Annotated in this window: 23 protein-coding genes, 1 tRNA gene and 1 other RNA gene; 17 read left to right on the forward strand and 8 right to left on the reverse strand. The window is 72.2% G+C overall.

What is annotated here, in order from left to right; genetic code table 11:
• Positions 1-31: 31 nt before the first annotated feature.
• Complete coding sequence (gene secA, locus ACGFZ2_RS20480) at positions 32-2,953, forward strand: preprotein translocase subunit SecA (protein ID WP_393258803.1); 2,922 nt, start codon at positions 32-34, stop codon at positions 2,951-2,953.
• A gap of 79 nt (positions 2,954-3,032) precedes the next feature.
• Here the strand turns inward: secA and ACGFZ2_RS20485 are convergent, their stop codons facing one another.
• Together ACGFZ2_RS20485 and ACGFZ2_RS20490 are read right to left on the reverse strand one after the other, a co-directional pair.
• On the reverse strand, positions 3,033-3,635 hold the full coding sequence (locus ACGFZ2_RS20485) for an Rv3235 family protein (RefSeq protein ID WP_393455761.1): 603 nt from the start codon (positions 3,633-3,635) through the stop codon (positions 3,033-3,035).
• 102 nt (positions 3,636-3,737) lie between these two features.
• Positions 3,738-3,965, reverse strand: a complete 228-nt coding sequence (locus tag ACGFZ2_RS20490) for a helix-turn-helix domain-containing protein (RefSeq protein WP_350685633.1) — start codon at positions 3,963-3,965, stop codon at positions 3,738-3,740.
• 216 nt (positions 3,966-4,181) lie between these two features.
• On the opposite strand from ACGFZ2_RS20490, the gene ACGFZ2_RS20495 reads away from it, so the two are divergent.
• Positions 4,182-4,691, forward strand: a complete 510-nt coding sequence (locus ACGFZ2_RS20495) for a DUF6912 family protein (protein WP_393455764.1) — start codon at positions 4,182-4,184, stop codon at positions 4,689-4,691.
• A gap of 27 nt (positions 4,692-4,718) precedes the next feature.
• Here the strand turns inward: ACGFZ2_RS20495 and ACGFZ2_RS20500 are convergent, their stop codons facing one another.
• Entirely contained in the window at positions 4,719-5,792 is a 1,074-nt protein-coding gene (locus ACGFZ2_RS20500) for a hypothetical protein (RefSeq protein WP_393455767.1), read from the reverse strand.
• Positions 5,793-6,035: 243 nt separating this feature from the next.
• On the opposite strand from ACGFZ2_RS20500, the gene pruA reads away from it, so the two are divergent.
• The 10 genes from pruA (at position 6,036) to ACGFZ2_RS20550 (ending at position 15,020) form a co-directional block, all read left to right on the forward strand.
• Entirely contained in the window at positions 6,036-7,664 is a 1,629-nt protein-coding gene (pruA, locus tag ACGFZ2_RS20505) for an L-glutamate gamma-semialdehyde dehydrogenase (RefSeq protein WP_393455770.1), read from the forward strand.
• Positions 7,665-7,771: 107 nt separating this feature from the next.
• Complete coding sequence (locus ACGFZ2_RS20510; protein WP_393455773.1) at positions 7,772-8,575, forward strand: tryptophan 2,3-dioxygenase; 804 nt, start codon at positions 7,772-7,774, stop codon at positions 8,573-8,575.
• Positions 8,576-8,692: 117 nt separating this feature from the next.
• Positions 8,693-9,208 carry a PadR family transcriptional regulator gene (locus ACGFZ2_RS20515; protein ID WP_350685626.1) on the forward strand — a complete coding sequence of 172 codons (516 nt, stop codon included), beginning with the start codon at positions 8,693-8,695 and terminating at the stop codon, positions 9,206-9,208.
• 159 nt (positions 9,209-9,367) lie between these two features.
• Positions 9,368-10,489, forward strand: a complete 1,122-nt coding sequence (prfB, locus tag ACGFZ2_RS20520; protein ID WP_393455776.1) for a peptide chain release factor 2 — start codon at positions 9,368-9,370, stop codon at positions 10,487-10,489.
• 118 nt (positions 10,490-10,607) lie between these two features.
• Positions 10,608-11,288, forward strand: a complete 681-nt coding sequence (gene ftsE / locus ACGFZ2_RS20525) for a cell division ATP-binding protein FtsE (protein ID WP_091097362.1) — start codon at positions 10,608-10,610, stop codon at positions 11,286-11,288.
• 65 nt (positions 11,289-11,353) lie between these two features.
• Positions 11,354-12,229 (forward strand): permease-like cell division protein FtsX, encoded by an 876-nt coding sequence (gene ftsX, locus ACGFZ2_RS20530; RefSeq protein ID WP_393258815.1) that lies wholly within the window; start codon positions 11,354-11,356, stop codon positions 12,227-12,229.
• Between the two features lie 134 nt (positions 12,230-12,363).
• Entirely contained in the window at positions 12,364-12,843 is a 480-nt protein-coding gene (gene smpB, locus ACGFZ2_RS20535) for an SsrA-binding protein SmpB (protein ID WP_357867720.1), read from the forward strand.
• Between the two features lie 107 nt (positions 12,844-12,950).
• Positions 12,951-13,326, forward strand: a transfer-messenger RNA (tmRNA) gene (ssrA, locus tag ACGFZ2_RS20540).
• Positions 13,327-13,535: 209 nt separating this feature from the next.
• A complete protein-coding gene (locus tag ACGFZ2_RS20545; protein ID WP_393258817.1) occupies positions 13,536-14,006 on the forward strand; it encodes a hypothetical protein in 471 nt (156 codons plus the stop codon).
• A gap of 39 nt (positions 14,007-14,045) precedes the next feature.
• Positions 14,046-15,020, forward strand: coding sequence for a hypothetical protein (locus ACGFZ2_RS20550; RefSeq protein WP_393456176.1), 975 nt, complete (start codon positions 14,046-14,048; stop codon positions 15,018-15,020).
• A 140-nt stretch (positions 15,021-15,160) separates the two neighbouring features.
• Here the strand turns inward: ACGFZ2_RS20550 and mdlC are convergent, their stop codons facing one another.
• A complete protein-coding gene (mdlC, locus tag ACGFZ2_RS20555) occupies positions 15,161-16,756 on the reverse strand; it encodes a benzoylformate decarboxylase (RefSeq protein ID WP_393455779.1) in 1,596 nt (531 codons plus the stop codon).
• 61 nt (positions 16,757-16,817) lie between these two features.
• A complete protein-coding gene (locus tag ACGFZ2_RS20560; protein WP_393455782.1) occupies positions 16,818-17,621 on the reverse strand; it encodes an S-methyl-5'-thioadenosine phosphorylase in 804 nt (267 codons plus the stop codon).
• Positions 17,622-17,771: 150 nt separating this feature from the next.
• Between ACGFZ2_RS20560 and ACGFZ2_RS20565 the strand changes: the two genes are divergently transcribed.
• The gene (locus ACGFZ2_RS20565; protein ID WP_393455785.1) at positions 17,772-18,362 is read left to right on the forward strand and encodes a YqgE/AlgH family protein; all 591 of its coding nucleotides are present in this window, start codon (positions 17,772-17,774) and stop codon (positions 18,360-18,362) included.
• Between the two features lie 89 nt (positions 18,363-18,451).
• Positions 18,452-18,524, forward strand: a tRNA-Ala gene (locus ACGFZ2_RS20570).
• A 126-nt stretch (positions 18,525-18,650) separates the two neighbouring features.
• Here ACGFZ2_RS20570 and ACGFZ2_RS20575 read toward each other — a convergent pair.
• Positions 18,651-19,229 carry a hypothetical protein gene (locus ACGFZ2_RS20575; protein ID WP_393455788.1) on the reverse strand — a complete coding sequence of 193 codons (579 nt, stop codon included), beginning with the start codon at positions 19,227-19,229 and terminating at the stop codon, positions 18,651-18,653.
• A 300-nt stretch (positions 19,230-19,529) separates the two neighbouring features.
• Between ACGFZ2_RS20575 and ACGFZ2_RS20580 the strand changes: the two genes are divergently transcribed.
• Entirely contained in the window at positions 19,530-20,003 is a 474-nt protein-coding gene (locus tag ACGFZ2_RS20580) for a hypothetical protein (RefSeq protein WP_393455791.1), read from the forward strand.
• Between the two features lie 101 nt (positions 20,004-20,104).
• Here ACGFZ2_RS20580 and mgrA read toward each other — a convergent pair whose 3' ends face one another.
• Together mgrA and ACGFZ2_RS20590 are read right to left on the reverse strand one after the other, a co-directional pair.
• Entirely contained in the window at positions 20,105-21,094 is a 990-nt protein-coding gene (gene mgrA, locus ACGFZ2_RS20585) for an L-glyceraldehyde 3-phosphate reductase (RefSeq protein ID WP_393455794.1), read from the reverse strand.
• Positions 21,095-21,132: 38 nt separating this feature from the next.
• Positions 21,133-21,585 (reverse strand): GNAT family N-acetyltransferase, encoded by a 453-nt coding sequence (locus ACGFZ2_RS20590; RefSeq protein WP_393455797.1) that lies wholly within the window; start codon positions 21,583-21,585, stop codon positions 21,133-21,135.
• Between the two features lie 104 nt (positions 21,586-21,689).
• Here ACGFZ2_RS20590 and ACGFZ2_RS20595 point away from each other — a divergent pair, with 104 nt between their 5' ends.
• On the forward strand, positions 21,690-22,658 hold the full coding sequence (locus tag ACGFZ2_RS20595) for an aldo/keto reductase (protein WP_393455800.1): 969 nt from the start codon (positions 21,690-21,692) through the stop codon (positions 22,656-22,658).
• A 5-nt stretch (positions 22,659-22,663) separates the two neighbouring features.
• Complete coding sequence (locus ACGFZ2_RS20600; RefSeq protein ID WP_393455803.1) at positions 22,664-23,161, forward strand: hemerythrin domain-containing protein; 498 nt, start codon at positions 22,664-22,666, stop codon at positions 23,159-23,161.
• Positions 23,162-23,202: the final 41 nt, after the last annotated feature.

The following is a 23,202-nucleotide window of genomic DNA, read 5'->3' on the forward strand; positions in this document are numbered from 1 at the left end:
GGTTCGAGACTGTCTAGGGGAGCGTTGATCCGTGTCGATTCTGGAAAGGGTCCTCCGCGCGGGCGAGGGCCGTATGGTGCGCCGGCTGAAGGCCATCGCCGCCGCCGTCAACTCGATCGAGGACGACTACGTCAACCTCAGCGACGACGAGCTGCGCGGCATGACCGACCAGTTCAAGGAACGGCTCGCGGACGGCGAGACCCTCGACGACCTGCTGCCGGAGGCCTTCGCGGTGTGCCGGGAGGCGGCTGCCCGGGTGCTCGGCCAGCGCCCGTACGACGTCCAGGTGATGGGCGGCGCGGCGCTGCACTTCGGCAACATCGCCGAGATGAAGACCGGTGAGGGCAAGACGCTGACCTCGGTCATGCCGGTCTACCTCAACGCGCTCTCCGGCAAGGGCGTGCACGTCATCACGGTCAACGACTACCTGGCCCAGCGCGACGCCGCCTGGATGGGCCGGGTGCACGAGTTCCTCGGCCTCACCGTCGGCGTGGTCCTGCCCAACCGGCCGGCCGCCGAGCACCGCGCCGCGTACGAGTGCGACGTCACCTACGGCACGAACAACGAGTTCGGCTTCGACTACCTGCGCGACAACATGGCCTGGTCGCGGGACGAGCTGGTCCAGCGCGGCCACAACTTCGCGGTGGTCGACGAGGTCGACTCGATCCTGATCGACGAGGCCCGCACCCCGCTGATCATCTCCGGCCCGGCCGAGCACTCCGCCCGCTGGTACACGGAGTTCGCGGGCGTGGTGGCCCGGCTCCAGGCCGGCAAGGACGGCGAGGGCGACTACGAGGTCGACCACGCCAAGCGGACCATCGCCGTCACCGAGCGCGGCGTGGCCAAGGTCGAGGACCGGCTGGGCATCGACAACCTCTACGAGTCGGTGAACACCCCGCTGGTCGGCTACCTCAACAACGCCATCAAGGCCAAGGAGCTCTTCAAGCGCGACAAGGACTACATCGTCAGCGACGGCGAGGTCCTGATCGTCGACGAGTTCACCGGCCGCATCCTGCACGGGCGCCGCTACAACGAGGGCATGCACCAGGCGATCGAGGCCAAGGAGGGGGTGGAGATCAAGCAGGAGAACCAGACCCTGGCCACCATCACCCTCCAGAACTACTTCCGCCTCTACGAGAAGCTCTCCGGCATGACCGGTACGGCGCAGACCGAGGCGGGCGAGTTCAACAAGGTCTACAAGGTCGGTGTCGTGACCATCCCGACCCACCGGCCGATGGTCCGGCAGGACCGGCCGGACGTGATCTACAAGACCGAGAAGGCCAAGTTCAACGCCGTGGTGGAGGACATCGCCGAGCGGCACGCGATCGGCCAGCCGGTGCTCGTCGGCACCGTCTCGGTGGAGAATTCCGAGATCCTCTCCCAGCTCCTGCGCCGCCGCGGCATCCCGCACTCCGTGCTGAACGCCAAGTTCCACGCGCGTGAGGCCGAGATCGTCGCCCAGGCCGGCCGCAAGGGCGCCGTCACCGTCGCGACCAACATGGCCGGTCGCGGCACCGACATCCTGCTCGGCGGCAACGCCGAGTTCCTCGCCGCCAACGAGCTCCGCCAGCGTGGCCTCGACCCGATCGAGCACGAGGAGGAGTACGCCAAGGCGATGGAGGAGGTCCTGCCCAAGTGGAAGCAGGCCTGCGACGCCGAGGCGGAGGAGGTCGCCGACGCCGGCGGCCTCTACGTGCTGGGCACCGAGCGGCACGAGTCCCGCCGGATCGACAACCAGCTGCGCGGTCGGTCCGGCCGGCAGGGCGACCCGGGCGAGTCCCGGTTCTACCTGTCGCTCCAGGACGAGCTGATGAAGCGCTTCCGCTCCGGGGCGGTCGAGGCGGTCATGGAGCGCTTCAACATCCCGGAGGACGTGCCCATCGAGTCGAAGATGGTCACCCGCCAGATCAAGAGCGCGCAGGCCCAGATCGAGGGCCAGAACGCCGAGATCCGCAAGAACGTCCTCAAGTACGACGAGGTGCTCAACAAGCAGCGCCAGGTGATCTACGCCGAGCGCCTGCGGGTGCTCAACGGCGAGGACCTCTCCGACCAGGTCCGCAACATGATCGACGACGTCGTCGAGGCGTACGTGCGGGGGGCCACCTCCGAGGGCTACGGCGAGGACTGGGACCTGGAGCAGCTCTGGTCCAGCCTCAAGCAGCTCTACCCGGTCGGCGTGACGATCGAGGAGCTGGAGGAGGAGGCCGGCGGGTCCCGGGCGGGCATCGACGGGGACTTCCTGCTCGCCCGCCTCAAGGAGGACGCGCACGCCGCGTACGACCGGCGCGAGGAGCAGCTCGGGGCGGAGGGCACCCGCGAGCTGGAGCGGATGGTCCTGCTCCAGGTGATCGACCGCAAGTGGCGCGAGCACCTCTACGAGATGGACTACCTCCAGGAGGGCATCAGCCTGCGGGCGTACGCCCAGCGCGACCCGGTGGTGGAATACCAGCGCGAGGGCTTCGACATGTTCGCCACCATGATGGACGGCATCAAGGAGGAGACGGTCGGCTTCCTCTACAACGTCGAGGTCCAGGTCAACGAGCCGGAGCCCGCGGCCGAGGAGGTGCAGCTGCTCGACAAGCCGGTCGAGATCCGGGCCAAGGGCCTGGGCCGGTCGCCGCAGCAGCAGGGCCTCCAGTACTCGGCGCCGACCATCGACGGCGAGGCCGGCGCGGGTGCGGTGGCCGTCGAGCGCGCCGACGAGCAGGCGCCGGCGCTCGGCGTCGGCCGGCCGGAACCGGCCGCCCCGGCCGCACCGGGGACGACGGCCCCGGCCGCGCCGCAGCGCCCGGCGACGGGCCTGCGCGGCCCGGCCGTCGCGGCGAGCGCCGCCCGGCGCCCGGCGCCCGGGCAGGCGGAGGCCGGCAACGGCCCGTCCCGCAACGCGCCGTGCCCGTGCGGTTCCGGCCGCAAGTACAAGCGCTGCCACGGCGCCCCCAACGGCGGCGCCTGACCGGCAGGTGAGCGGGGCTGCGCCCCGTGTCGAAGCGCATCGAGCCGCGGTCCTCGCCGACCGCGGCTCGATGCGCGTTTCACAGCACCTGGAGGGCGGTGCAGAGCCAGGTGCCGCGGCGGTGCTCCAGGCGCAGCGCCATCGCCCAGGTGCGCCCGCCCGCGCCGGCGAGCACCGCGGCCGCCTCCACGGCCGCGGCGCGCGGCTCGCAGACCCGCAGCCGACGCAGTCGCACGGCGGGCCGGGTGGACCGGCGGCGTGCCGGGCCGGACCGGGCGGTGGCGCGGGCGAGCTCGGGCAGCAGCCCGGCCGCCCTGGTCGGGTCGAGTAGCGGGCGGAGCTGCCCGGGCGGGCGGTAGTCGTTGAGCACCTCCAGGCAGGTGCTGACGAAGCGGTGGGCGGCCCGGGTGGCCTCGGGGGTGGCGGTCACCAGCGCGCCCGGAGGCAGCGGGGCGGCGGACCCGCGGCCGGGTCCCGCCGGGGCGGGCGACACCCGGGCCCGGCGGCCGGGCGGCCGGTCGGGGTCGCGGCGGGCCGGCTCGAACAGGTCGAGGACGAGTTGGGCGTGCGCCGGGGCGGGCCAGTGTGCGGCGTCGTCGTCGGCGAACGGCGGCTCGAACGAGGGCGCGGGACGCAGCCGGACGGGAGGGCGCGGCGGGCCGGGGCGGCGCGAGTCGGTCATCCGGACCTCCCGTGATCTTGCGTTTGCTTCCGTTTGCCTTCGACTGGCTCCATTCTCGGACACGGCAGAGCCGGCGGTCAATGCCTGGGAGCGTTCGGGTGGTTACTCCGGGTCGCGTTCGGCCAGCGGGTTGCTCCGCACCCACTCGGCGGTCTCGGCGTACTTGCGCTCGATGTACTCCTCCAGCCGGGCACGCTCCACGCGCCACTGGCCACGCCCGCCGATCTTGATCGCCGGCAGCTCGCCGCTGCGCACCATGTGGTAGACCTGCGAGTCCGACACGTTCAGCTCGGTGGCCACGTCGGAGAGCAGCAGGAACCTCGGTTCCACGGAAACTCCCGGGGTCGGCGTCGTTTGGCTCAGTTTGCCACCGACCGCCGACGTCGCCCAGCCGGCGGACGGGACCTGCGGCGACGCGTCCGGCGGGACACACCGGCCGGGAGCTTCCGTCGCGCAGGTCCGAGGTGTATGACGGTCACGGCGTACGGCATGATCGGCGCCGGACCGGCGGAGGCCGGCGGAGGACCTGAGCGGGGGAGACGACCGGTGACCGAGGAGCTTGTCCGGGTGTACGTGCCGGCGACCGTCCCGATGCTGACCCTCCTGCGCGGGCCCGGGCTCCCCGTGGCCGCCGCGCACGCGGTGACCCCCGCCCTGCGCGAGTGGTACGCCGAGGGCGACGAGGAGGAGTTGGAGTACGTCGCCTTCACCCGCGCCGCCCAGGACGCGCTGCAACTGCTCCGGGCCGATCCCGACGCGCCCCGCCGCCGGGTGGTCGTCTCGGTGGACCTGCCCGCCTCGGCAGTGGGCCGGGGCGACGGGGAGCTGGGCTCCAGCGCGGTCGAGCTGAGCGCGCCCGTGCCCGTCGCCGCCGTCGCCGCGATCCACGTGGACGGCGCCGACGCGGCCGAGGACGTGGCCGCCGCGGCGGAGGTGGTCGTCGAGGCCCTCGCCGGCGACCCGGACGCCCAGTTCACGGTCGACGGGGCCGAGGACCACGAGCTGGAGTGGTACGACGTCTCCGAGCTGGACCTGCTGCTCCGCGCCGCCTCCTGACCCCGCCGTCGCCGGCGGTGCCGGGCGTCAGCGGGTGGGGGCGGCCTCGGCCGGCTCGTCGTCGTCGGCGTGGGCCGGGCCCAGGGTGCGGCCGAAGGCGATCATGGCGGTCAGGGCGCCGACGAAGAGCACCCAGATGCCGTTGTCGACCCGGGAGGTGCCCAGCGAGGTCTGCGCCACCGCGTCCGCCTCGCTCAGGGCGCCGGCCAGGTCGAGCAGGGAGCGCCCGCCGACCCGGATGATCACTTCGGCGAGGAGCAGGAGCAGGCCCGGGCCGGCCCCGGCCAGCAGGTACGCCGGCCAGCGCGGCGCGGGCGTCGCCGCCTCCCGCCGGGCGGCCCGGCGCCGGGCCCAGGTCAGGTAGCCGAAGGCGAGCAGCCCCGCCAACAGGCCGGCGAGCAGCGACTCGGTGCGCGACACCCACTTGGCGGCGGTGAGCAGCGACTCCTGGGTGTCGCCGGCGCCGAAGAGGTCGAACAGGGGGTCGCGGGCCCGGCTGAAGGCCACCACGAAGACGAGCGTGCCGAGGGCGGCGGCGACCACGGCACCGACCACGGGCGCGCTGCGGGCGCCGGCGATGGCCCCGCCGATCGTCGCCGCGGCGGCGGTGGTGCCGGCGATCACGTTGGTGGTCGCGTTGTCGGCGTACGTCAGGTTGATCGCGAACGCGGCGGCCAGCGCCACCAGCAGGCCGGTGCCGATCGCGGCCACGAAGCGCAGGGTGACCCGGTCGCTGCCCCGGCGGGCGAGCAGGTCGACGCCGAAGAGGGCGAAGGCGGCGCCGGCGACCAGCGCAGCCGAGATCACCCCCGGCAGGGCGAAGGCGGAGAGGCTGATCGCGGTGATCCCGGCGGCCGCCGAGTTGATCGCCTCGCGGGTCGACCAGAGCATCGCGGTCAGCCAGCCGAGCGCCAGGAGCGCGAGCACCGGTGCGCCGGGCGCGAGCGCCGGAGCGAACCCGTCGCCGTCGGCGGCCGGCCGGTCCGACCCGTCGGCGTCGGCCGGGCCCGGCTCCCGCCCCGGTTCGGCAGCGGTGGCGTCGGCGGCCGGAACCGGCTGGTCCGACTCCGCGGCGGCGGAGCTGCCGGGCTGCTTGGTCATCGTCTTCCCTCCGACGGACGCCCGGCCCTCGGCGGGGCCGGCAGTTCACCGGCCACCCAGCGTACGCGCCCGCCGGGCCCACCCCGGTCGGTCGGTGGTGGGGGCGGGGACGGGGGTCGCGCCGTGGAACAATCGGGCGAGGTCCCGCCGCCGCGACCACCCCTGCGGCGTCCGGCGCCGGTCGTCCGGCCGGTGCCCGCGGGTCCGATTTCGCCACCGCTGTCGAGATCGCCAGGAGCCCTGATGGACGCCGTGTTCTCCGTACCCGAGCCGCGCAACGAGCCGGTGCGCAACTACGAGCCGGGCAGTGCCGACCGGGAACGGCTCCAGCGGCGGCTGGCCGAGCTGGCCGCCGAGCGGATCGACCTGCCGATGACCATCGCCGGTGAGCAGCGGATGGCCGGCGGCGAGTCGATCGACGTGGTGCAGCCGCACAAGCACGCGCACGTGCTGGGCGTCACCGGGCACGCCGACCACGAAGACGCCCGCGCGGCGGTCAAGGCCGCCAAGGACGCCGCCCCGATGTGGCGGGCCCTGCCGTTCGAGGAGCGCGCCGCGATCTTCCTGCGCGCCGCCGAGCTGCTCGCCGGCCCCTGGCGGGACACCCTGAACGCGGCCACCATGCTCGGCCAGTCGAAGACCGCCATCCAGGCCGAGATCGACTCGGCCTGCGAGTTCGTCGACTTCCTCCGGTTCAACGTGCACTTCGCCCGGAAGCTGCTGGAGGAGCAGCCGATGTCGTCGCCGGGGGTGTGGAACCGCTTCGACCACCGCCCGCTGGAGGGCTTCGTCTACGCGATCACCCCGTTCAACTTCACCGCGATCGCCGGCAACCTGCCCTCGGCGCCGGCCCTGCTGGGCAACACGGTGGTCTGGAAGCCGGGCCCGACCCAGCAGTTCGCCGCGCACTTCACCATGCGGCTGTTCGAGGCGGCCGGCCTGCCTCCCGGTGTGATCAACATGGTCACCGGGCGTGGCGAGGAGGTCTCCGACGTCGTGCTCGCCGACCCGGACCTGGCCGGCATCCACTTCACCGGCTCCACCAAGGTCTTCCAGCACCTGTGGAAGACCGTCGGGGAGAACATCTCCCGCTACCGGGGCTACCCGCGCCTGGTCGGCGAGACCGGCGGCAAGGACTTCGTCGTCGCGCACACCAGCGCGGACGTCGACGCCCTGCACACCGCGCTGATCCGGGGCGCCTTCGAGTACCAGGGCCAGAAGTGCTCGGCGGCCTCCCGGGCGTACGTCCCGCGGTCGCTCTGGGAGGGCGGGCTGCGCGACCGGCTGGCCGCCACCACGGAGTCCCTCACCTACGGCGACGTCACCGACTTCGGCAACTTCGGCGGCGCGGTGATCGACGCCAAGGCGTTCGACCGGCACACCGCCGCGCTGGAGCTGATCTCCGACGACGACGCCTGCCGTGTGCTCGCCGGCGGCACCGCCGACGACTCCGTCGGATACTTCGTCCGGCCGACGCTGTTCGAGTGCACCGACGCGGCACACGAGACGTTCACCACCGAGTACTTCGGGCCGATCCTCGGCGTGCACGTCTTCGACGACGCCCGCTTCGACGACGTGGTCGCCCAGGCCGAGTCGATCGCGCCGTACGCGCTGACCGGGTCGATCTTCGCGACCGACCGCCGGGTGGTCGACGCGGTGGCCGAGAAGATGCGGTACGCCGCCGGCAACTTCTACATCAACGACAAGCCGACCGGCGCGGTTGTCGGGCAGCAGCCCTTCGGCGGCGCCCGGGCCAGCGGCACCAACGACAAGGCCGGCTCCTGGCACAACCTCGTCCGGTGGATGTCGCCCCGGACGATCAAGGAGACCTTCGTCGCGCCGACCGACCACACGTACCCGCACATGGGCTGAGGTGTAAGGAAGGGGCCCTTCCTATCGTTTTTTGGATAGGAAGGGCCCCTTCCTTACACCCGTAGCGGGAGAGGCGGGGGCGGCCGGGCGGCGGTACCGTGGCCGCTGTGACCCACCCCACCCCCGCGCACGACCCCCGCTTCGGCGAGCAGGGTGGCCTGCTCACCTACAGCGACTACCTGCGGTTGGCCGACCTGCTCGCGGCACAGGTGCCGGAGTCCGACCCGGCCTCCCACGACGAGCTGCTCTTCATCACCATCCACCAGGTCTACGAGCTGTGGTTCAAGCTGCTGCTCGCGGAGCTGACCGACGCCCGGGAGCGGATGCTGGCCGGCGAGACCTACCTGCCCCGGGTGCGGCTGGAGCGCTGCCACGCGGTGGAGCGGGTGCTGATCGGCCAGGTCGACGTCATCGACACGATGACCCCGCAGGACTTCCTGGCCTTCCGCACCAAGCTGGCCCCGGCGTCGGGCTTCCAGTCCGCCCAGTTCCGGGAGATCGAGTTCCTCTCCGGCCTGAAGGACCCGGACTACCTGCGCCGGTTCCGGGGGCTGCCCGCCGTCGAGCGGGAACGGCTGGAGCGGCGGCTGGCCGAGCCGAGCCTCTGGGACGGCTTCCTGGCCGTGCTCGGCCGGGCCGGCTTCGACGTCTCCGAGGCGGAGGCGCGCTTCGCGGCGTACGCGACGATCGCCGCCGACCGGGAGCGGTTCGGGCCGCTGTGGGACCTCGCGGAGGCGCTGGTCGCGCACGACCAGGCGTTCTCGCTGTGGCGGGCCCGGCACGTGCTCATGGCCGAGCGGCAGATCGGCACCAAACCGGGCACCGGGGGCTCGGCCGGCGGAGCGTACCTGCGCTCCCGGGTCGAGAGCCGGTTCTACCCCGAGCTGTGGGAGCTGCGCAGCCGGCTCTGAGACATCGGCGCTCCGGCGCGGACTGTCTCGCGCCGACAGTGCACATAGGAAGCCCTACCGGGTGGCGAAACCGTGAAATCCTGGACGCCACGTCAGCAAAGTGGCAGCGTAATGGGCATGGCGGATTCCGGAGTCAACCCCACGGCGGCGGCCCTGCTCGGGCTGCTCCATGAGGGCCCCATGACAGGTGGCCAGTTGATGGCCGCCGCCGAGCGCCGGCTGGCGCCGTACTGGTCGATGACCCGTAGTCAGGTCTACCGGGAGCTGCCGGTGCTGGCCGAGCGGGGTCTCGTCCGGATGGGCAAGCCCGGGCCGCGCTCCAGCCAGCCGTACGCGATCACCGCAGCCGGGAAACGGACATTCTCCCGCTGGTTGACGGAGGATCCGGGGCGGGACACGATCCGCAACCCGATCGCCCTGCGGATCGCCTTCGGCGACCTGCACTCCGCCAGCCAGCTCAAGAACCTCCAGGCCGCGGCCAACGAATACCACACCGAGGCGCTCGCCAAGGTCCGCGAGCAGGTCAAGAACGCCAAGAAGGAAGGCGAGACGTACGACGCCAGCGCGCTGGAGTTCGCCGTCGCCTACCACAAGGCGGCCCTGTCCTGGCTGAAGAGCGCCCCGGTCGGCTGATCGGGCTCGCAAGCTCACTCCTCGCACGAGCTGGGTCATCTTTTTGCTCGTGACTGCGGGGCTCGCAAGCTCACTCCTCGCACGAGCAGGGTCATCTTTTTGCTCGTGACTGCGGGGCTCGCAAGCTCACTCCTCGCACGAGCAGTACCCTTGTCTGTCGTGACCGCTGCCGATTACGCCGAACAGCTCAAGGACCTCGACGCCACCCTGCGCAACATCGAGTCGGTGCTCGACGTCGACCGCCTGCAGGAGGACAAGGCGCGCCTGGAGCAGGAGGCCTCCGCGCCCGACCTGTGGGACGACCAGGCCAAGGCGCAGCAGGTGACCTCCCAGCTGTCGTACGTCAACGGCGAGATCAACAAGCTCTCCACCCTCCGCTCCCGCCTCGACGACGCCGGGGTGCTGCTGGAGCTGGCCGAGGCCGAGTCCGACCCCGGGGTGCTCACCGAGGTCGAGTCGGAGATCGCCGGGCTGACCAAGGCCATCCAGGAGATGGAGGTCCGCACCCTGCTCTCCGGCGAGTACGACTCCCGGGAGGCGCTGGTCGCCATCCGGGCCGGCGCCGGCGGCGTGGACGCGGCAGACTTCGCCGAGATGCTGCTGCGGATGTACCTGCGCTGGGCCGAGCGGCACGGCTACCCGACGGAGGTCTACGAGACCTCCTACGCCGAGGAGGCGGGCCTCAAGTCGGCCACCTTCACCGTGAAGGTGCCCTACGCCTACGGCACGCTCAGCGTCGAGTCGGGCACCCACCGGCTGGTGCGGATCAGCCCGTTCGACAACCAGGGCCGCCGGCAGACGAGCTTCGCCGGGGTCGAGGTGCTGCCGGTGGTGGAGCAGACCGACCACATCGACATCCCCGAGAACGAGATGCGGATCGACGTCTACCGCTCCTCCGGCCCGGGCGGGCAGAGCGTCAACACCACCGACTCCGCCGTCCGGATCACGCACATCCCGACCGGGATCGTGGTCACCTGCCAGAACGAGAAGTCCCAGCTGCAGAACAAGGCGTCCGCGCTGCGGGTGCTCCAGGCGCGGCTGCTGGAGGTCAAGCGCCAGGAGGAGCAGGCCAAGCTCCAGGGCCTGAAGAAGGAGACCACCGGCGCGTGGGGCGACCAGATGCGCTCGTACGTCCTGCACCCCTATCAGATGGTGAAGGATCTGCGGACGGAGCAGGAAACCGGCAACCCGTCCTCGGTCTTCGACGGTGATCTGGACAGCTTCATCGAGGCCGGGATCCGGTGGCGCAAGCAGCAGGAGATGGCCGGCGACGCTGCGTGATCATCCGCAGGCGGAGCGCGTCTTCGATCTCCGCGTAACCCCACAAATAGATGACGCGACTCGCAACGGCGGGGCGTGGGGCTTGGCTCCACGGTTACACCGCGTAGACTCACCACCCGTGATTCAGCTTGAGCAAGTGACGAAGACGTACCCGAAGGCGTCCCGGCCTTCGCTCGACAACGTGTCCGTCTCGATCGAGAAGGGCGAGTTCGTCTTCTTCATCGGTCCATCCGGCTCCGGCAAGTCCACCATCATCAAGCTGCTGCTGCACGAGGTCTCGCCCAACAAGGGCCGGGTCATCGTCAACAGCAAGGACGTCACCTCGATGCGTTCGTGGAAGCGACCCCACTTCCGGCGCTCGATCGGCTGCGTCTTCCAGGACTTCCGGCTGCTGCCGAACCGCACCGCGTACGAGAACGTGGCGTTCGCCCTCGAGGTGATCGGCAAGACCAAGGCGGTCGCCCGCCGGGTCGTGCCGGAGGTGCTGGAGCTGGTCGGGCTCGGTGGCAAGGAGCACCGCTACCCGCACGAGCTCTCCGGTGGCGAGCAGCAGCGGGTGGCCGTCGCCCGGGCGTTCGTGAACCGCCCGCTGATCCTGCTCGCGGACGAGCCGACCGGAAACCTCGACCCGGACACCTCGATCGAGATCATGCGCCTGCTGGACCGGATCAACCGCACCGGCACGACCGTCGTGATGGTCACGCACGACTCCAACATCGTGAACCAGATGCGCCGCCGGGTCATCGAGATCGAGAGCGGCCGCATCGTGCGCGACCAGGCCCGCGGCGTCTACGGCTGAGCCGACGCCACCCCTGCGCAGCCTGACGACGAACACCTCATGCCGGAGACCCGGAGGAAATCCCGATGCGCGTGAAATACGTCCTGTCCGAGGTACTGGTCGGACTGTGGCGCAACGTGACCATGACCATCGCGATGATCATCACGATGGCTGTCTCGCTGACCATGCTCGGCGCCAGCGGTCTCATGTACCGCCAGGTCGACGACATGAAGGACCTCTACTACAAGAACATCCAGGTCTCGATCTTCCTGGACCAGGAGGTGACCCCCGAGCAGCGTGACGCCCTGGACGGCCAGCTGAAGGGTGACCCGCTGGTCAAGGAGGTCATCTACGTCAACAAGGACGAGGCGTACAAGCGCTTCCAGGAGATGTTCCAGGACGCTCCGGACCTGCTCAGCGCCGTCAAGGCGGACAGCCTGCCCGAGTCGTTCCGGCTCACGCTGAACAACCCGGAGCAGTACAAGAGCATCTACGACCAGTACAAGGACGCCGAGGGCGTCGACGAGATCGTCGACCAGAGCCGGTTGCTGGACAAGATCTTCGACATCCTCACCTCGATCCAGAACATCGCCCTGGCCGCCGCGATCGTGATGGCCATCGCCGCGCTGCTCCTGGTCGCCAACACGATCCAGGTCGCGGCGTACAGCAAGCGGCGTGAGGTCGCGGTCATGAAGCTGGTCGGCGCGTCGAACTGGTTCATCCAGGCGCCGTTCGTGCTGGAGGCCGTGGTCGCGGGCCTGATCGGCTCGCTGCTCGGCCTGGTGGCGCTGATCGCGGCGAAGTACCTCCTCTTCGACGGATCGCTGCAGGCGCTACAGGGCCTGCTCTCCCCGGTGGGCTGGGGCGACATCCTGGTGATGTTCCCGCTGATGGCCGGCGTCGGCGGCCTGGTCAGCGCGGTCACCGCCTGGGTCACCCTCCGCTTCTACCTGCGGGTCTAGCCTCCGCACGGCTCGACGGGCCCTTCCGCGCCAGGAATAAACGGCGCGGGAGGGTCCTTGTCGTTCGGGTAGCATGATCTCCGCCCCGCGGCCGGTCACTCCGGGCGCGGTCACACGGAAAGGGGGTGGCGCCGATGCCACGGGAAAAGGGGCGCAAGGTCGTCGCCTCCAACAAGAAGGCCCGGCACGACTACTCGATCCTCGACACGTACGAGGCGGGCATGGCGCTGACCGGCACCGAGGTCAAGTCGCTGCGGGCCGGGCGCGCGTCGCTGGTCGACGCGTTCGCCCAGGAGCGCAACGGCGAGCTCTACCTGCACGGGATGCACATCCCGGAGTACACGCAGGGCACCTGGACCAACCACGAGCCGAGGCGGACCCGCAAGCTGCTGCTCAAGCGGCTGGAGATCGACCGGCTGATCGGCAAGACCCGCGAGGGCGGCCTGACCATGGTGCCGTTGCAGGTCTACTTCTCCGACGGCTGGGCCAAGGTCGAGATCGCCCTGGCCAAGGGCAAGAAGTCGTACGACAAGCGGCAGGACCTCGCCAAGCGGGACGCGGACCGGGAGATCGCCCGGGTCGCCGGCCGGCGCGGCAAGGGAATGGATGACTGATCTGTCCGCCTCTGTCCGGGTCGGCGCGCCGAGCCGGGGCTCGGGATGAAACCCGTTGCGGCAGGCGTTACGCTTGTCAGTGCCGCCACAAACCGGCGGCCTGTCGAGGGGGTGACTGGTTTCGACTTCGTACGCAGCGACAGGGGAAGCGAGCCGAGGAAGCCGACGTCGTCTCGAGAATCGGTCGTCGGAAACCAATAAGCGCCAAGAACAATCGCGCTGACTTCGCTCTCGCCGCCTGAGGCGAGTAGCAAGTCTGTCGGCCTGGGAGCGCCTTCGACCCAGTTAGCCGGCATCAGCTAGAAGGCTGGCCAACCGGACCCGGTCGCGGGGTCCGTGCGGCGAGATCAATCAGCGACTGGGCCCGTCACACCAACTTGCTCGCGTGAGCGGTGGGGCCGAGTAGAGGCACAGCGAGCTGCGCTCGGAGAAGCCCTGACAAACCGGCGAAGGACCCGGGTTCGATTCCCGGCACCTCCACCACCAGTCGATGCGCCCCGGTCCACCGGACCGGGGCGCATCGTCGTCTCCGGCCCCGGACGCGGGGACGGGAGGGCCCGGACGTGGGACCGGTGGGGCACGAGGGGCTGCTGCGGCCGACGGGGCGGATGAGGTGCCCCCGCCTCTGGACAGGGCAAACGCGCCGGGTCCACCATCGCAGTACGCGGTCAGACGCGACGCGGGAGGTGCCCATGGTCACCGGTCCGATCCAGCAGCCGTCCACCGTTTCCGGGGCGCTCCGGCCGCCCGCCGCCCGCCGGCCCCCCGCCACCCTGCTCGGGGACCTGCACGCGCTCACCCGGGCCCTGGCGGCCCCGCCGGCCGAGCCGCGCTGGCGGGAGCGGGTCCTGCTCCGGCTGGGGCCCGTGCGGCAGGGCTTCGCGGAGCACGTCCGGGTCACCGAGGGGCCCGCCGGACTCTACGCCGAGCTGCTCGGCCAGGCGCCCCGGCTGGAACACGGGGTGCGGCTGCTGGCCCGGGAGCACGCCGCCATCGCCGCCGCGCTGGCCGCCCTGCACCGGGCGGCGGAACTGCCGGACGCATCGGCCGACGACCTCCTCGGCCGGGCCGGGCACCTGGCGCGCGCCCTCGCCCGGCACCGGCAGCGCGGCGCGGACCTCATCTGGCAGGCGTACGAGACGGATCTCGGTGGGGAGACCTGAGCGCGGGAACCGGCGGCGGTGCCCCGGCGTCCAACCGACATGCGCCGTACCGCCGCCCTGCTGGGCCTGCCGCTGTTGATGATCGTCGCCGGGTGCGCCCCGGCCGGCTCTGAGCCGGTCGCTCCCGCCGACTCCGACTCCCGCCGGGACGCGTTCACCCAACGGGCCACCGAGGTGGCCGAGGCGTGGCGACCGGCCCCGACGTGGACGACCGGATACGTGCCGGTGCAGGACCCGACGGTGCTGCTCGGCGATCCGGGCTTCACCGAGGCGACCAGGACGGCCTTCCAGAGCGGCTGGTACCGCGACCAGGTCGACCTGCCCGCCGACCGGCCCGCCGACGGCACCATCCGGTTCCCGGACGGCACGCTCACCGTGCCGCTGATCAGCGCGGCCACCGCCTACGGGCAGCTCGACCAGGGCGACCCGCCGCCGTGCGGGGGCCGGCCGAAGGGCCCTGCCGGGCCGAACGGCCCCGGCCGGCCCGGCCCCGGTGGCCCTACCATCGAGCCGGGCCCCGACGGCCCGGTCAGCAGCACCCCGCACACCGCCTGCGTCCCGCTGACGGTCACCGCCGTGAAGCTGGGCACGGCGCCCGTGCGCACCAGCCGCGGCGAGGCGCAGGTGCCGGCGTGGCTGTTCACCGTGGAGGAACTCTCCGCGCCGGTGGCCCGGGTCGCCGTGGCACCTTCGGCCGTCACCGCCCTGCCCGAGCCGGCCGCGCCGGCGAGCCCGGCCCCGCCGGGCGTGGTCGGCGCCCAGGACCTGCGGTCCGTCGACGGCGCCACGCTGACCTGGCGGCTCGGCGTGGGCAGCTGCGACACCGGGATCACCCCGCTGGTGCAGGAGCGCGACGACGTGGTGGTGGTCGGCGGCGGCGTCACCACCGCCACCGGCCAGTGCACCATGATGCTGAAGCTCGAGCCGGTCACCGCCACGCTGAAGGCGCCGCTCGGCGACCGGCCGGTGCTCGACGTGCTCACCGGCGCGCCGCTGCGACTCACCACGAGCTGACGGGGCGCCGGCTCGCGGGAGGCGGGCCGGTGCTGCCAGGCGGCCGAGGCGCCCCGCGACGACATCGCCATCCTGGTGCTCCGCAACGACGCCGCCTGACGGCGACGCACGGCCCAGGTCGTCGCTGCCCGGGTGGCGGGTCAGAGGAGCCGGGGCACCTCGGTGCTGACCGGCACCGGCAGCACCGTCGGGCCGTCCGCCCGCAGTCCGGCGGCCAGGGCGTCGCCGAGCTGGTCCGGGTGTGTCACGACGGTCGCGGTGCAGCCGTAGCCGCGGGCGATGGCGGTGATGTCCAGCCCCGGCAGGTCCAGCCCGGGCACCCCCGGGGTGTCCTTGAAGTCGGCGAACGACTTCAGGATGGCGTACTGCTGGTTGACCGGCACGACGACGACCAGCGGCAGGCGCAGCCGCGCCGCGGTCCAGAGGGCCTGCACGGAGTAGTGGAACGAGCCGTCCCCGATGACCGCGACCACCGGCCGGCCCCGGCCGGTGTCGCGCTGCGCCAGCGCGATGCCGACGGCCGCCGGCAGGCCGTACCCGAGACCGCCGCTGGCCATGGTGAAGTACGACCCGGGCCGGGTGCTGCGCAGCCGGCGGCGCAGCGCCGGCAGGTTGGACGGCGACTCCTGGACCAGGATCCCGTCGGCGGGCCAGTGCCGGGCCAGGGCCGCGAAGAGGGCGTCCGGTGCCGGCGGCAGCCCGTCCGGCGGCGGTGGCGGGTCGGGGCGCGGCGGCGGCGCCGGCCGGTCGGCCGCCGGCAGCAGGTCGACGAGGGCGGCCAGGGCCAGCCCCGCGTCGCCGAGCAGGCTGTCGCCCACCGGGGCGCGGGCCGCCTCCTCGGGGTCGTCGGTGACGTGCAGCAGGCGGGCGCCGTCGGGCAGATGGTCGCCCGGCACGTGCGGGTAGTAGCGGAACACCGGCGCGCCGACGACCAGCACGGTGTCGCGCCCGTCCAGCGCCTCCGCCAGCGGCCCCGTCGCGAAGGGCAGCACCCCGCGGAAGTGCGGGTGGTCCTCCGGGAACGCGGCCCGCTCCGGCGCGGGGGCCGACCAGACGGGCGCGGCGAGCCGCTCCGCCAGCGCCACCGCGGCCGGCCACCCGCCGGCCCGGTCCACGGCCGCGCCGAGCACCAGCGCGGGCGCGCGGCTGCCGGCCAGCACGGCGGCGAACTCCCGCAGCCGCTGCGGGTCGGGCGCGAACCGGGTGGCCACCGTCCGCACCTGCGGGGGCGGGTCGGCGGGCTGCGCCCAGTCGTCGAGGGGCAGGGAGAGGAAGACCGGCCCGGCGGGCGGCTGCACCGCGGTCGCGTACGCCCGCATCAGCGCCGCCGGAACGTCCTGCGCACGGACCGGCTCGTGGCTCCACTTCACGTACGGCTGGGGCAGCTCGGTGGCCCGCCTGCTGGTCAGCCGGGGCTCGAGCAGCAGCATCTCCCGGGTCTGCTGGCCGGCGGTGATGATCAGCGGGGTCCGGTTGTGCCAGGCCGTGACGAGGTTGCCCATGCCGTTGCCCGTGCCGGGCGCGGTGTGCAGGTTGACGTGCGCCGGCCGGCCGGTGGCCTGCGCGTAGCCGTCCGCCATACCGACCGCCGACGCCTCGTGCAGGGCGAGCACGTAGTGGAAGTCGTCCGGGAAGTCCCGCAGGAACGGTTCCTCGGTGGATCCCGGGTTGCCGAAGACGGTGGTCAGGCCGAGGGCACGGAGCAGGTCGTACGTGGTGTCGCGGACCGTTGCCATCGCCCCCCAATCTATCGGGGCTCCCCGGGCAGCTCGGGCTTTTCGCCGCCTCCCCCGCCCGTCAGGGGAGCGTGATGGGAAGGGTGATGCCGTCCAGCGCCCGCCCGCAGTCGCAGTCCCGTTCGGCGGGCAGCGCGGCGACCGCGTCCAGCAGGAGGCCCCGCAGCCGGTCGGTGTTCTCGCCGAAGACCCGGAACACCTCCTCCTGGGTCACCGCGCCGCCACCCTCCACGCCCGCGTCGTGGTCGGTGACCAGGGCGATCGAGGAGTAGCAGAGAGCCAGCTCGCGGGCGAGGACCGCCTCCGGGTGCCCGGTCATGTTGACCACCGCGCCGCCCATCGAGGCGAACCAGCGCGACTCGGCGCGGGTGGAGAAGCGGGGGCCCTCGACCACCACCACCGTGCCGCCGTCCACCGCCGGGACGTCCCGCCGTGCCGCCGCGGCGAGCAGCGTGCGACGGCCGGCCGGGCAGTACGGGTCGGCGAACGAGACGTGCACCGCGCTCTGGTCGTAGTAGCTCTGCGCGCGCCCGCTGGTGCGGTCGATGAGCTGGTCCGGCACCACGAACGTGCCCGGCCCCAGTTCCGGCCGCAGCCCGCCCACCGCGCACGGGGCGAGCACCTGGCGTACCCCGAGGGAGCGCAGCGCCCAGAGGTTGGCCCGGTACGGGATCAGGTGCGGCGGGTGGCGGTGGTCCCGGCCGTGGCGGGGCAGGAAGGCCACCCGCCGGCCGCCCACGTCGGCGATGGTGACGGCGTCGGACGGCGGCCCGTACGGCGTGTCCACCTTGTGCTCGGTCGCGCCGTCGAGCAGCGCGTAGAGCCCAGAGCCCCCGATCACCGCGAGTTCCGCCGTGACGCCCATCGGTCCTCCCTCAGGTCTGTCGATCACCCGACCGTCAGACCTTAACCACCGCCCCGGGGGCAGGCTATGGTGCCAGGCATGGCGTTGACGGCGCGGACGGCACCGGTGCCCCCGGGCGTCCCGGTGCGGTCGGTCTGACGGGGGTCCGGCATGCAGGGAGAGGGGCAGGCGATCGGCGGGCGGGCTACGGGGTCGATGGCCGGGCGGCTGCTGGTCGCGACGCCGGCGCTGAAGGACCCGAACTTCGACCGTACCGTCGTGCTGCTGGTCGCCCACGAGCCCGGCGGCGCCCTCGGCGTGGTGCTCAACCGGGCGACCGAGGTGCCGGTCGCCGACGTGCTGGGCGACTGGAGCGACCTGGCCCGCGATCCGGCGGTGCTCTTCGAGGGCGGGCCCGTGCAGCCCGACTCGGCGATCTGCCTGGCCCGGATGCGCCACCCGGTGCAGCGGCTCAAGGGCTTCCACCCGATCTCCGGCGCGGTCGGCACGCTCGACCTGTCGGTCGACCCGGAGCGGCTGCGGGAGGGCATCGGCGGCATCCGTGTCTTCGCCGGCTACTCGGGCTGGGGGTCGGGCCAGTTGGAGCAGGAGATCGAGGACGGCTCCTGGTTCGTGCTGGACGCGCTTCCCGGCGACGGCTTCGTCGACCGGCCCGACGACCTGTGGCCGATGGTGCTGCGCCGGCAGGGCGGCATGATGGCGGCGGTGGCCCACTTCCCGCCGGACGTGGCGCTCAACTGAGCCGCCGGCGGGTGGGGACCCCGCGAGATGACCATGCGGCGGGTCGTGTGTATAGTTCTCTCGTGCCCGGGCGACCGGGACAACGGCAAGGGGCCGTGGCGCAGCTGGTAGCGCACCACACTGGCAGTGTGGGGGTCAGGGGTTCGAGTCCCCTCGGCTCCACCCTTGCGAAACGCCCTGGTGAGGGACATCCTCCACCAGGGCGTTTGGCGTTCCTGCTGCGCTTGGCCCGCTACGTGCCCCAGCCGGTTGGCGCCGGCAGGTGTCGGCTGGCAGTGGCGCGGCGCTTCAGGCGGATGTGACCCGGTAGCCGCCGCTCCGCACCGTGAAGAACGGCGCGGGCGCCATGACGGGTGCGTTCGGGCTCCCGGCCATGCACTTTGCCAGGTTCTCCAGTGGTCCTGTCGACCCCATCTGGTCGAGGCTGCGCCCGGAGTCGTCGTCACCACCGTCGAAGACGGTGAAGCCGAGGTGCTTGCCCAGCCAGCTCTGATTCAGCTCGGGCGAGGTCTTCGTGACGATCGCGGTCAGTGTCGAGGCCCGGCCGCTGGTCATCACGCAGTTCACCTCCCCTTCGGCCCAGAGGGTGAGATCCAGGGCGGCCACCCGGTGGTAGACGCGGACCGTTCCCTCGGCATCGGCCGGGTAAGGGACCTGGCCCGCGGCGGGGGAGACGGCGCGGGCGTCGAAAGTGAAACGGACGTCGTCGTCGGGCGCCTGGGGGTAGAAGACCCGTGCGGACCCGGTCACGCTCGCGGTCGACTGCGTCCGGGTGGAGGCCACCCCCGGCGTGGCGGCCGGGATGGCGGACGCGGTCACCGTCGCCACGCTGAGGGCCACCAACGTACGCAAGCCTGCTCTGGTCATGCCTTCTCCTCGGGTGAGCGGATGTGTTCTCGACTCGCAGCATCACAAGCCCGCTCGGACCGCCGCCTCCCCCGCACGAGTGATCTTGTGACGGCGGCGGAATTGATCGTGTGATTGGTCATAATCGAAGAGCGCCAATGAAAGTGCCGTGCCGTCGCTGGTGAAATGGTCGGGGTGGCCGTCGGGCACACATCGATGCCGTTGTGGTGTCGGGCCCGGACATACATCGTTGCGTGCCGGAATTGCCACGCTGTCCCGGCAACCAGATCGCTCGGTGAAGGGGGAGAACGGGTGTTCCGAATGATGCGGAGAATTGCGGTCGCGGTGACGGCGGCGGCGGCGCTGGTCGGCGTGGTGGGTGCCCCGGCGCAGGCGGCAGTCAACCCGTACACGCCGGAGGCGGTGTGCGGCGTCGGCTACACGCGGATCGACCAGGACCCGATCCGCAAGGACACCGGCGAGCTGCTGGGTACGCTCCACCTGCTGCGCAACAACCTGACCGGCTACGCGTGCGTGGTGACGCTCAAGTCGGCGTACGTCGGGGTGGCGACCCGCACCGGGGTCTACGCCGACACGGACTACGCGTCGCCGGTTCAGGACGAGGGGCTGAGGTTCTACTACGCCGGCCCGGCCAAGACGTACGTGGGCCTCGGTGGCTGCGTTCTCTGGGGCGGCTCGATGGCGGACTCGTCCGGCGCCGTCTGGTACCACGCTCGGGCCAACCCGGCCATCGGTGGAATCGTCACCTGCGGGGACGTCTCGCACCCGCAGTAAATGAACTGCCAAGTGTGTGGACGGGCCGGTGGTGCGATTCCATCGGCCCGTCCGGCAATCACGTCGACACCATTTCCGGACCTCCCGGGAACCGGCGCGGCTCAGCCGAGGTGACGGTCGATCTCGGTCAGCTCCTCGGCGGTGAAGTCGAGGTTGTCCAGCGCGGCGATGTTCGCCTCCAGCTGGGGCACGCTGCTCGCCCCGATGATCAGGCTCGTCATCCGCGGATCGCGCAACGCCCAGGCGAGCGCGAGCTGCGCCAGGGACTGGCCGCGCCGCTCGGCGATCGCGCCGAGCGCCCGGACGGTGGCCATCTTCTCCTCGCCGAGGTCGCTCTCGCTGAGGAAGACGCTGGTGCGCACCCGGGAGCCTGCGGGGATCCCGCCGAGGTAGCGGTCGGTGAGCAGGCCCTGGGCGAGCGGGCTGTAGGCGATGCAGCCCGCGCCGACCCGCTCCAGCGTGTCGAGCAGGCCGTCGTCCTCCGTCCAGCGGTTGAGCATCGAGTAGGACGGCTGGTTGATCAGCAGCGGCGTGCCCAGCTCGCGCAGGATCGTGGCGGCCCGCTCGGTCTGCTCCGAGTCGTAGTTGGAGATGCCGACGTAGAGCGCCTTGCCGGAGCGGACGACGGCGTCGAGCGCGCCCATCGTCTCCTCCAGCGGGGTATCCGGGTCGAAGCGGTGCGAGTAGAAGATGTCGACGTAGTCCAGCCCGAGGCGGCGCAGCGACTGGTCCAACGAGGAGACCAGGTACTTGCGGGAACCCCATTCGCCGTACGGGCCCGGCCACATCAGGTAGCCGGCCTTGCTGGAGATCACCAGCTCGTCCCGGTACGCCCTGAGGTCCGTGGCGAGCATCCGGCCGAAGTTCTCCTCGGCGGCGCCCGGCGGCGGGCCGTAGTTGTTGGCCAGGTCGAAGTGGGTCACGCCGAGGTCGAAGGCACGGCGGACGATGTCCCGCTGCCGCTCGTACGGGCGGTCCGGGCCGAAGTTGTGCCACAGCCCGAGCGAGATCGCGGGCAGCCGCAGCCCGCTGCGCCCGCTGCGCCGGTAGGCCATCGTCTCGTAGCGGTCGTCCGCTGCCAGGTACGTCACGCCCCGACCCTAGACCCCCGCCCGATCCGACGCGGAGGTCAGAGGTCGTAGCGGAGGCGGGGCAGGGTGCGGCCGGTGGAGGGGGAGACGCGGGTGCCGGTGGGCACCGCGCCGACGTGCCGGTAGAAGGCCTCGGCGCCCGGGTCCGCCTCGATCCACAGCGTACGGGCGCCAGCGGTGCGGGAGGTGGCCACGGCGTGGTCGAACAGCACCCGGCCGGCGCCGGTGCCGATCGCCGGCGGGTCCACGAAGAGCATGTCCAGCTCCAGTTCGGGCGGCGCGCCGGCGAGCACCACCAGGCCCACCACCCGGCCGTCCCGCTCGGCCACCGCCACGTGCCGGGCAGTCACGTCCGCCGGCGTCAGCGTCAGCTCCGTCCGGCAGCGGGCCAGGAACTCGGTGTCGTATCCCCAGTGGCCCTTGGAGCGCAGCGCCAGCTCGGTCAACTCGGTCGCCTCGTCGGGCCGGGCGGGCCGGATGAGGAATCGCACCCGACCATTGTGCCGGAGGTGCGGCGAGCGGCACCTGGCGCTGCCGCTCTCTGCGCGAGCCCGAACGGGCGTACCGTCCCTCTTGTCCCGGTAGGTTCGGTGCCATGCGCTTCGTCCAGCTCGACACCCCGAAGCCCCTGTCCAAGATCGGCCTCGGCACCTGGCAGTTCGGGTCCCGGGAGTGGGGCTACGGCCCCGGGTACGAGCGCCGGGCGGCGGACATCGTCCGGCGGGCGGTCGACCTCGGCATCACCCTCTTCGACACCGCCGAGCTGTACGGCTTCGGCCGCAGCGAGCGGATTCTCGGGGAGGCGCTCGGCGACGACCGACACAAGGTCGTGCTCGCCACCAAGATCTTCCCGGTCCTGCCGGTCGCCCCGGTGGTGCAGCAGCGGGCGGTCGCCTCGGCCGCCCGGCTCGGCGTCACCCACCTCGACCTCTACCAGGTGCACCAGCCCCACCCGCTGGTCGCCGACCACACCACCATGCGCGGCATGCGCGCGTTGCAGGACGTCGGGCTGGTCGGCGAGGTCGGGGTCAGCAACTACGGCCTGCGCCGCTGGCAGGTCGCCGAGGCGGCGCTCGGCCGGCGGGTGCTGAGCAACCAGGTCCGGTACAGCATGGTCGACCGCGGGCCCGAGCACGACCTGCTCCCGTACGCCCGGCAGGCCGGCCGGGTGGTGATCGCGTACAGCCCGCTGGCCCAGGGCTTCCTGTCCGGCCGGTACGACGCGAGGAACCCGCCGAGCGGGGCGGTGCGCCGGGCCAACCCGTACTTCCTGCCGGAGAACCTGGAACGCGGCGCGGCGCTGATCGACACCCTGCGGCAGGTGGCCGACGCGCACGACGCCACCCCCAGCCAGATCGCCCTGGCCTACCTGCTGCGCCACCCCTGCGTGGTGGCCATCCCCGGTGCGTCCGGCGTCGAGCAGGTGGAACGCAACGCGGCGGCCGCCGAGATCGACCTGGCCGACGACGAGTACGCCGCACTGGCCCGCGCGGCGAAGGAGTTCCGCCCGATCACCGGGCTGGCGGCGATGCCCCGCCTGCTCCGGGCCCGAACCGGAAAGTGAGCCCGATGGACGACATCACCGCGCTGATCCTCGACGACCACGCCGCCTTCCGGCGGGGCTTCGCCCGCCTCGACGACGCCCGCGACGAGCACGAGCTGCTGGCGATCTGGGACGCGCTCGCCCTGCACCTCGACATCCACGCCGAGGCGGAGGAGGCGATCCTCTACCCGCACCTGGTGCGCCACGGCGACGACGGCGAGGCCGAAACCGTCGACGCCATCGGCGACCACAACAAGATCCGCGACGCGGTCGCCGAGTCCAAGCTGCATCCGGTGGGCTCCGACCAGTGGTGGGCGGCGGTGCGTACCGCCCGCCGGGAGAACAGCGAGCACCTCGCCGAGGAGGAGGACGAGGCGCTGCCCGACTTCCGCCGGCACGCGAGCGACGAGCTGCGCGCCGAACTGGGCCGCCGCTGGCTGACCTTCTACGGTGAGCACAAGAACGGCCGCGACCTGCCCTTCGCCGACAAGGACCCGCACCGCTACGTCGACGAGCACCGCTGACGCGCCCCTCGTCCGACCGGCGGCCGGGCCACCGATCTCCC

The sequence above is a fragment of the Micromonospora sp. NPDC048063 genome, assembly GCF_043202855.1.
In the GTDB taxonomy this organism is placed as follows: Bacteria; Actinomycetota; Actinomycetes; order Mycobacteriales; family Micromonosporaceae; genus Micromonospora.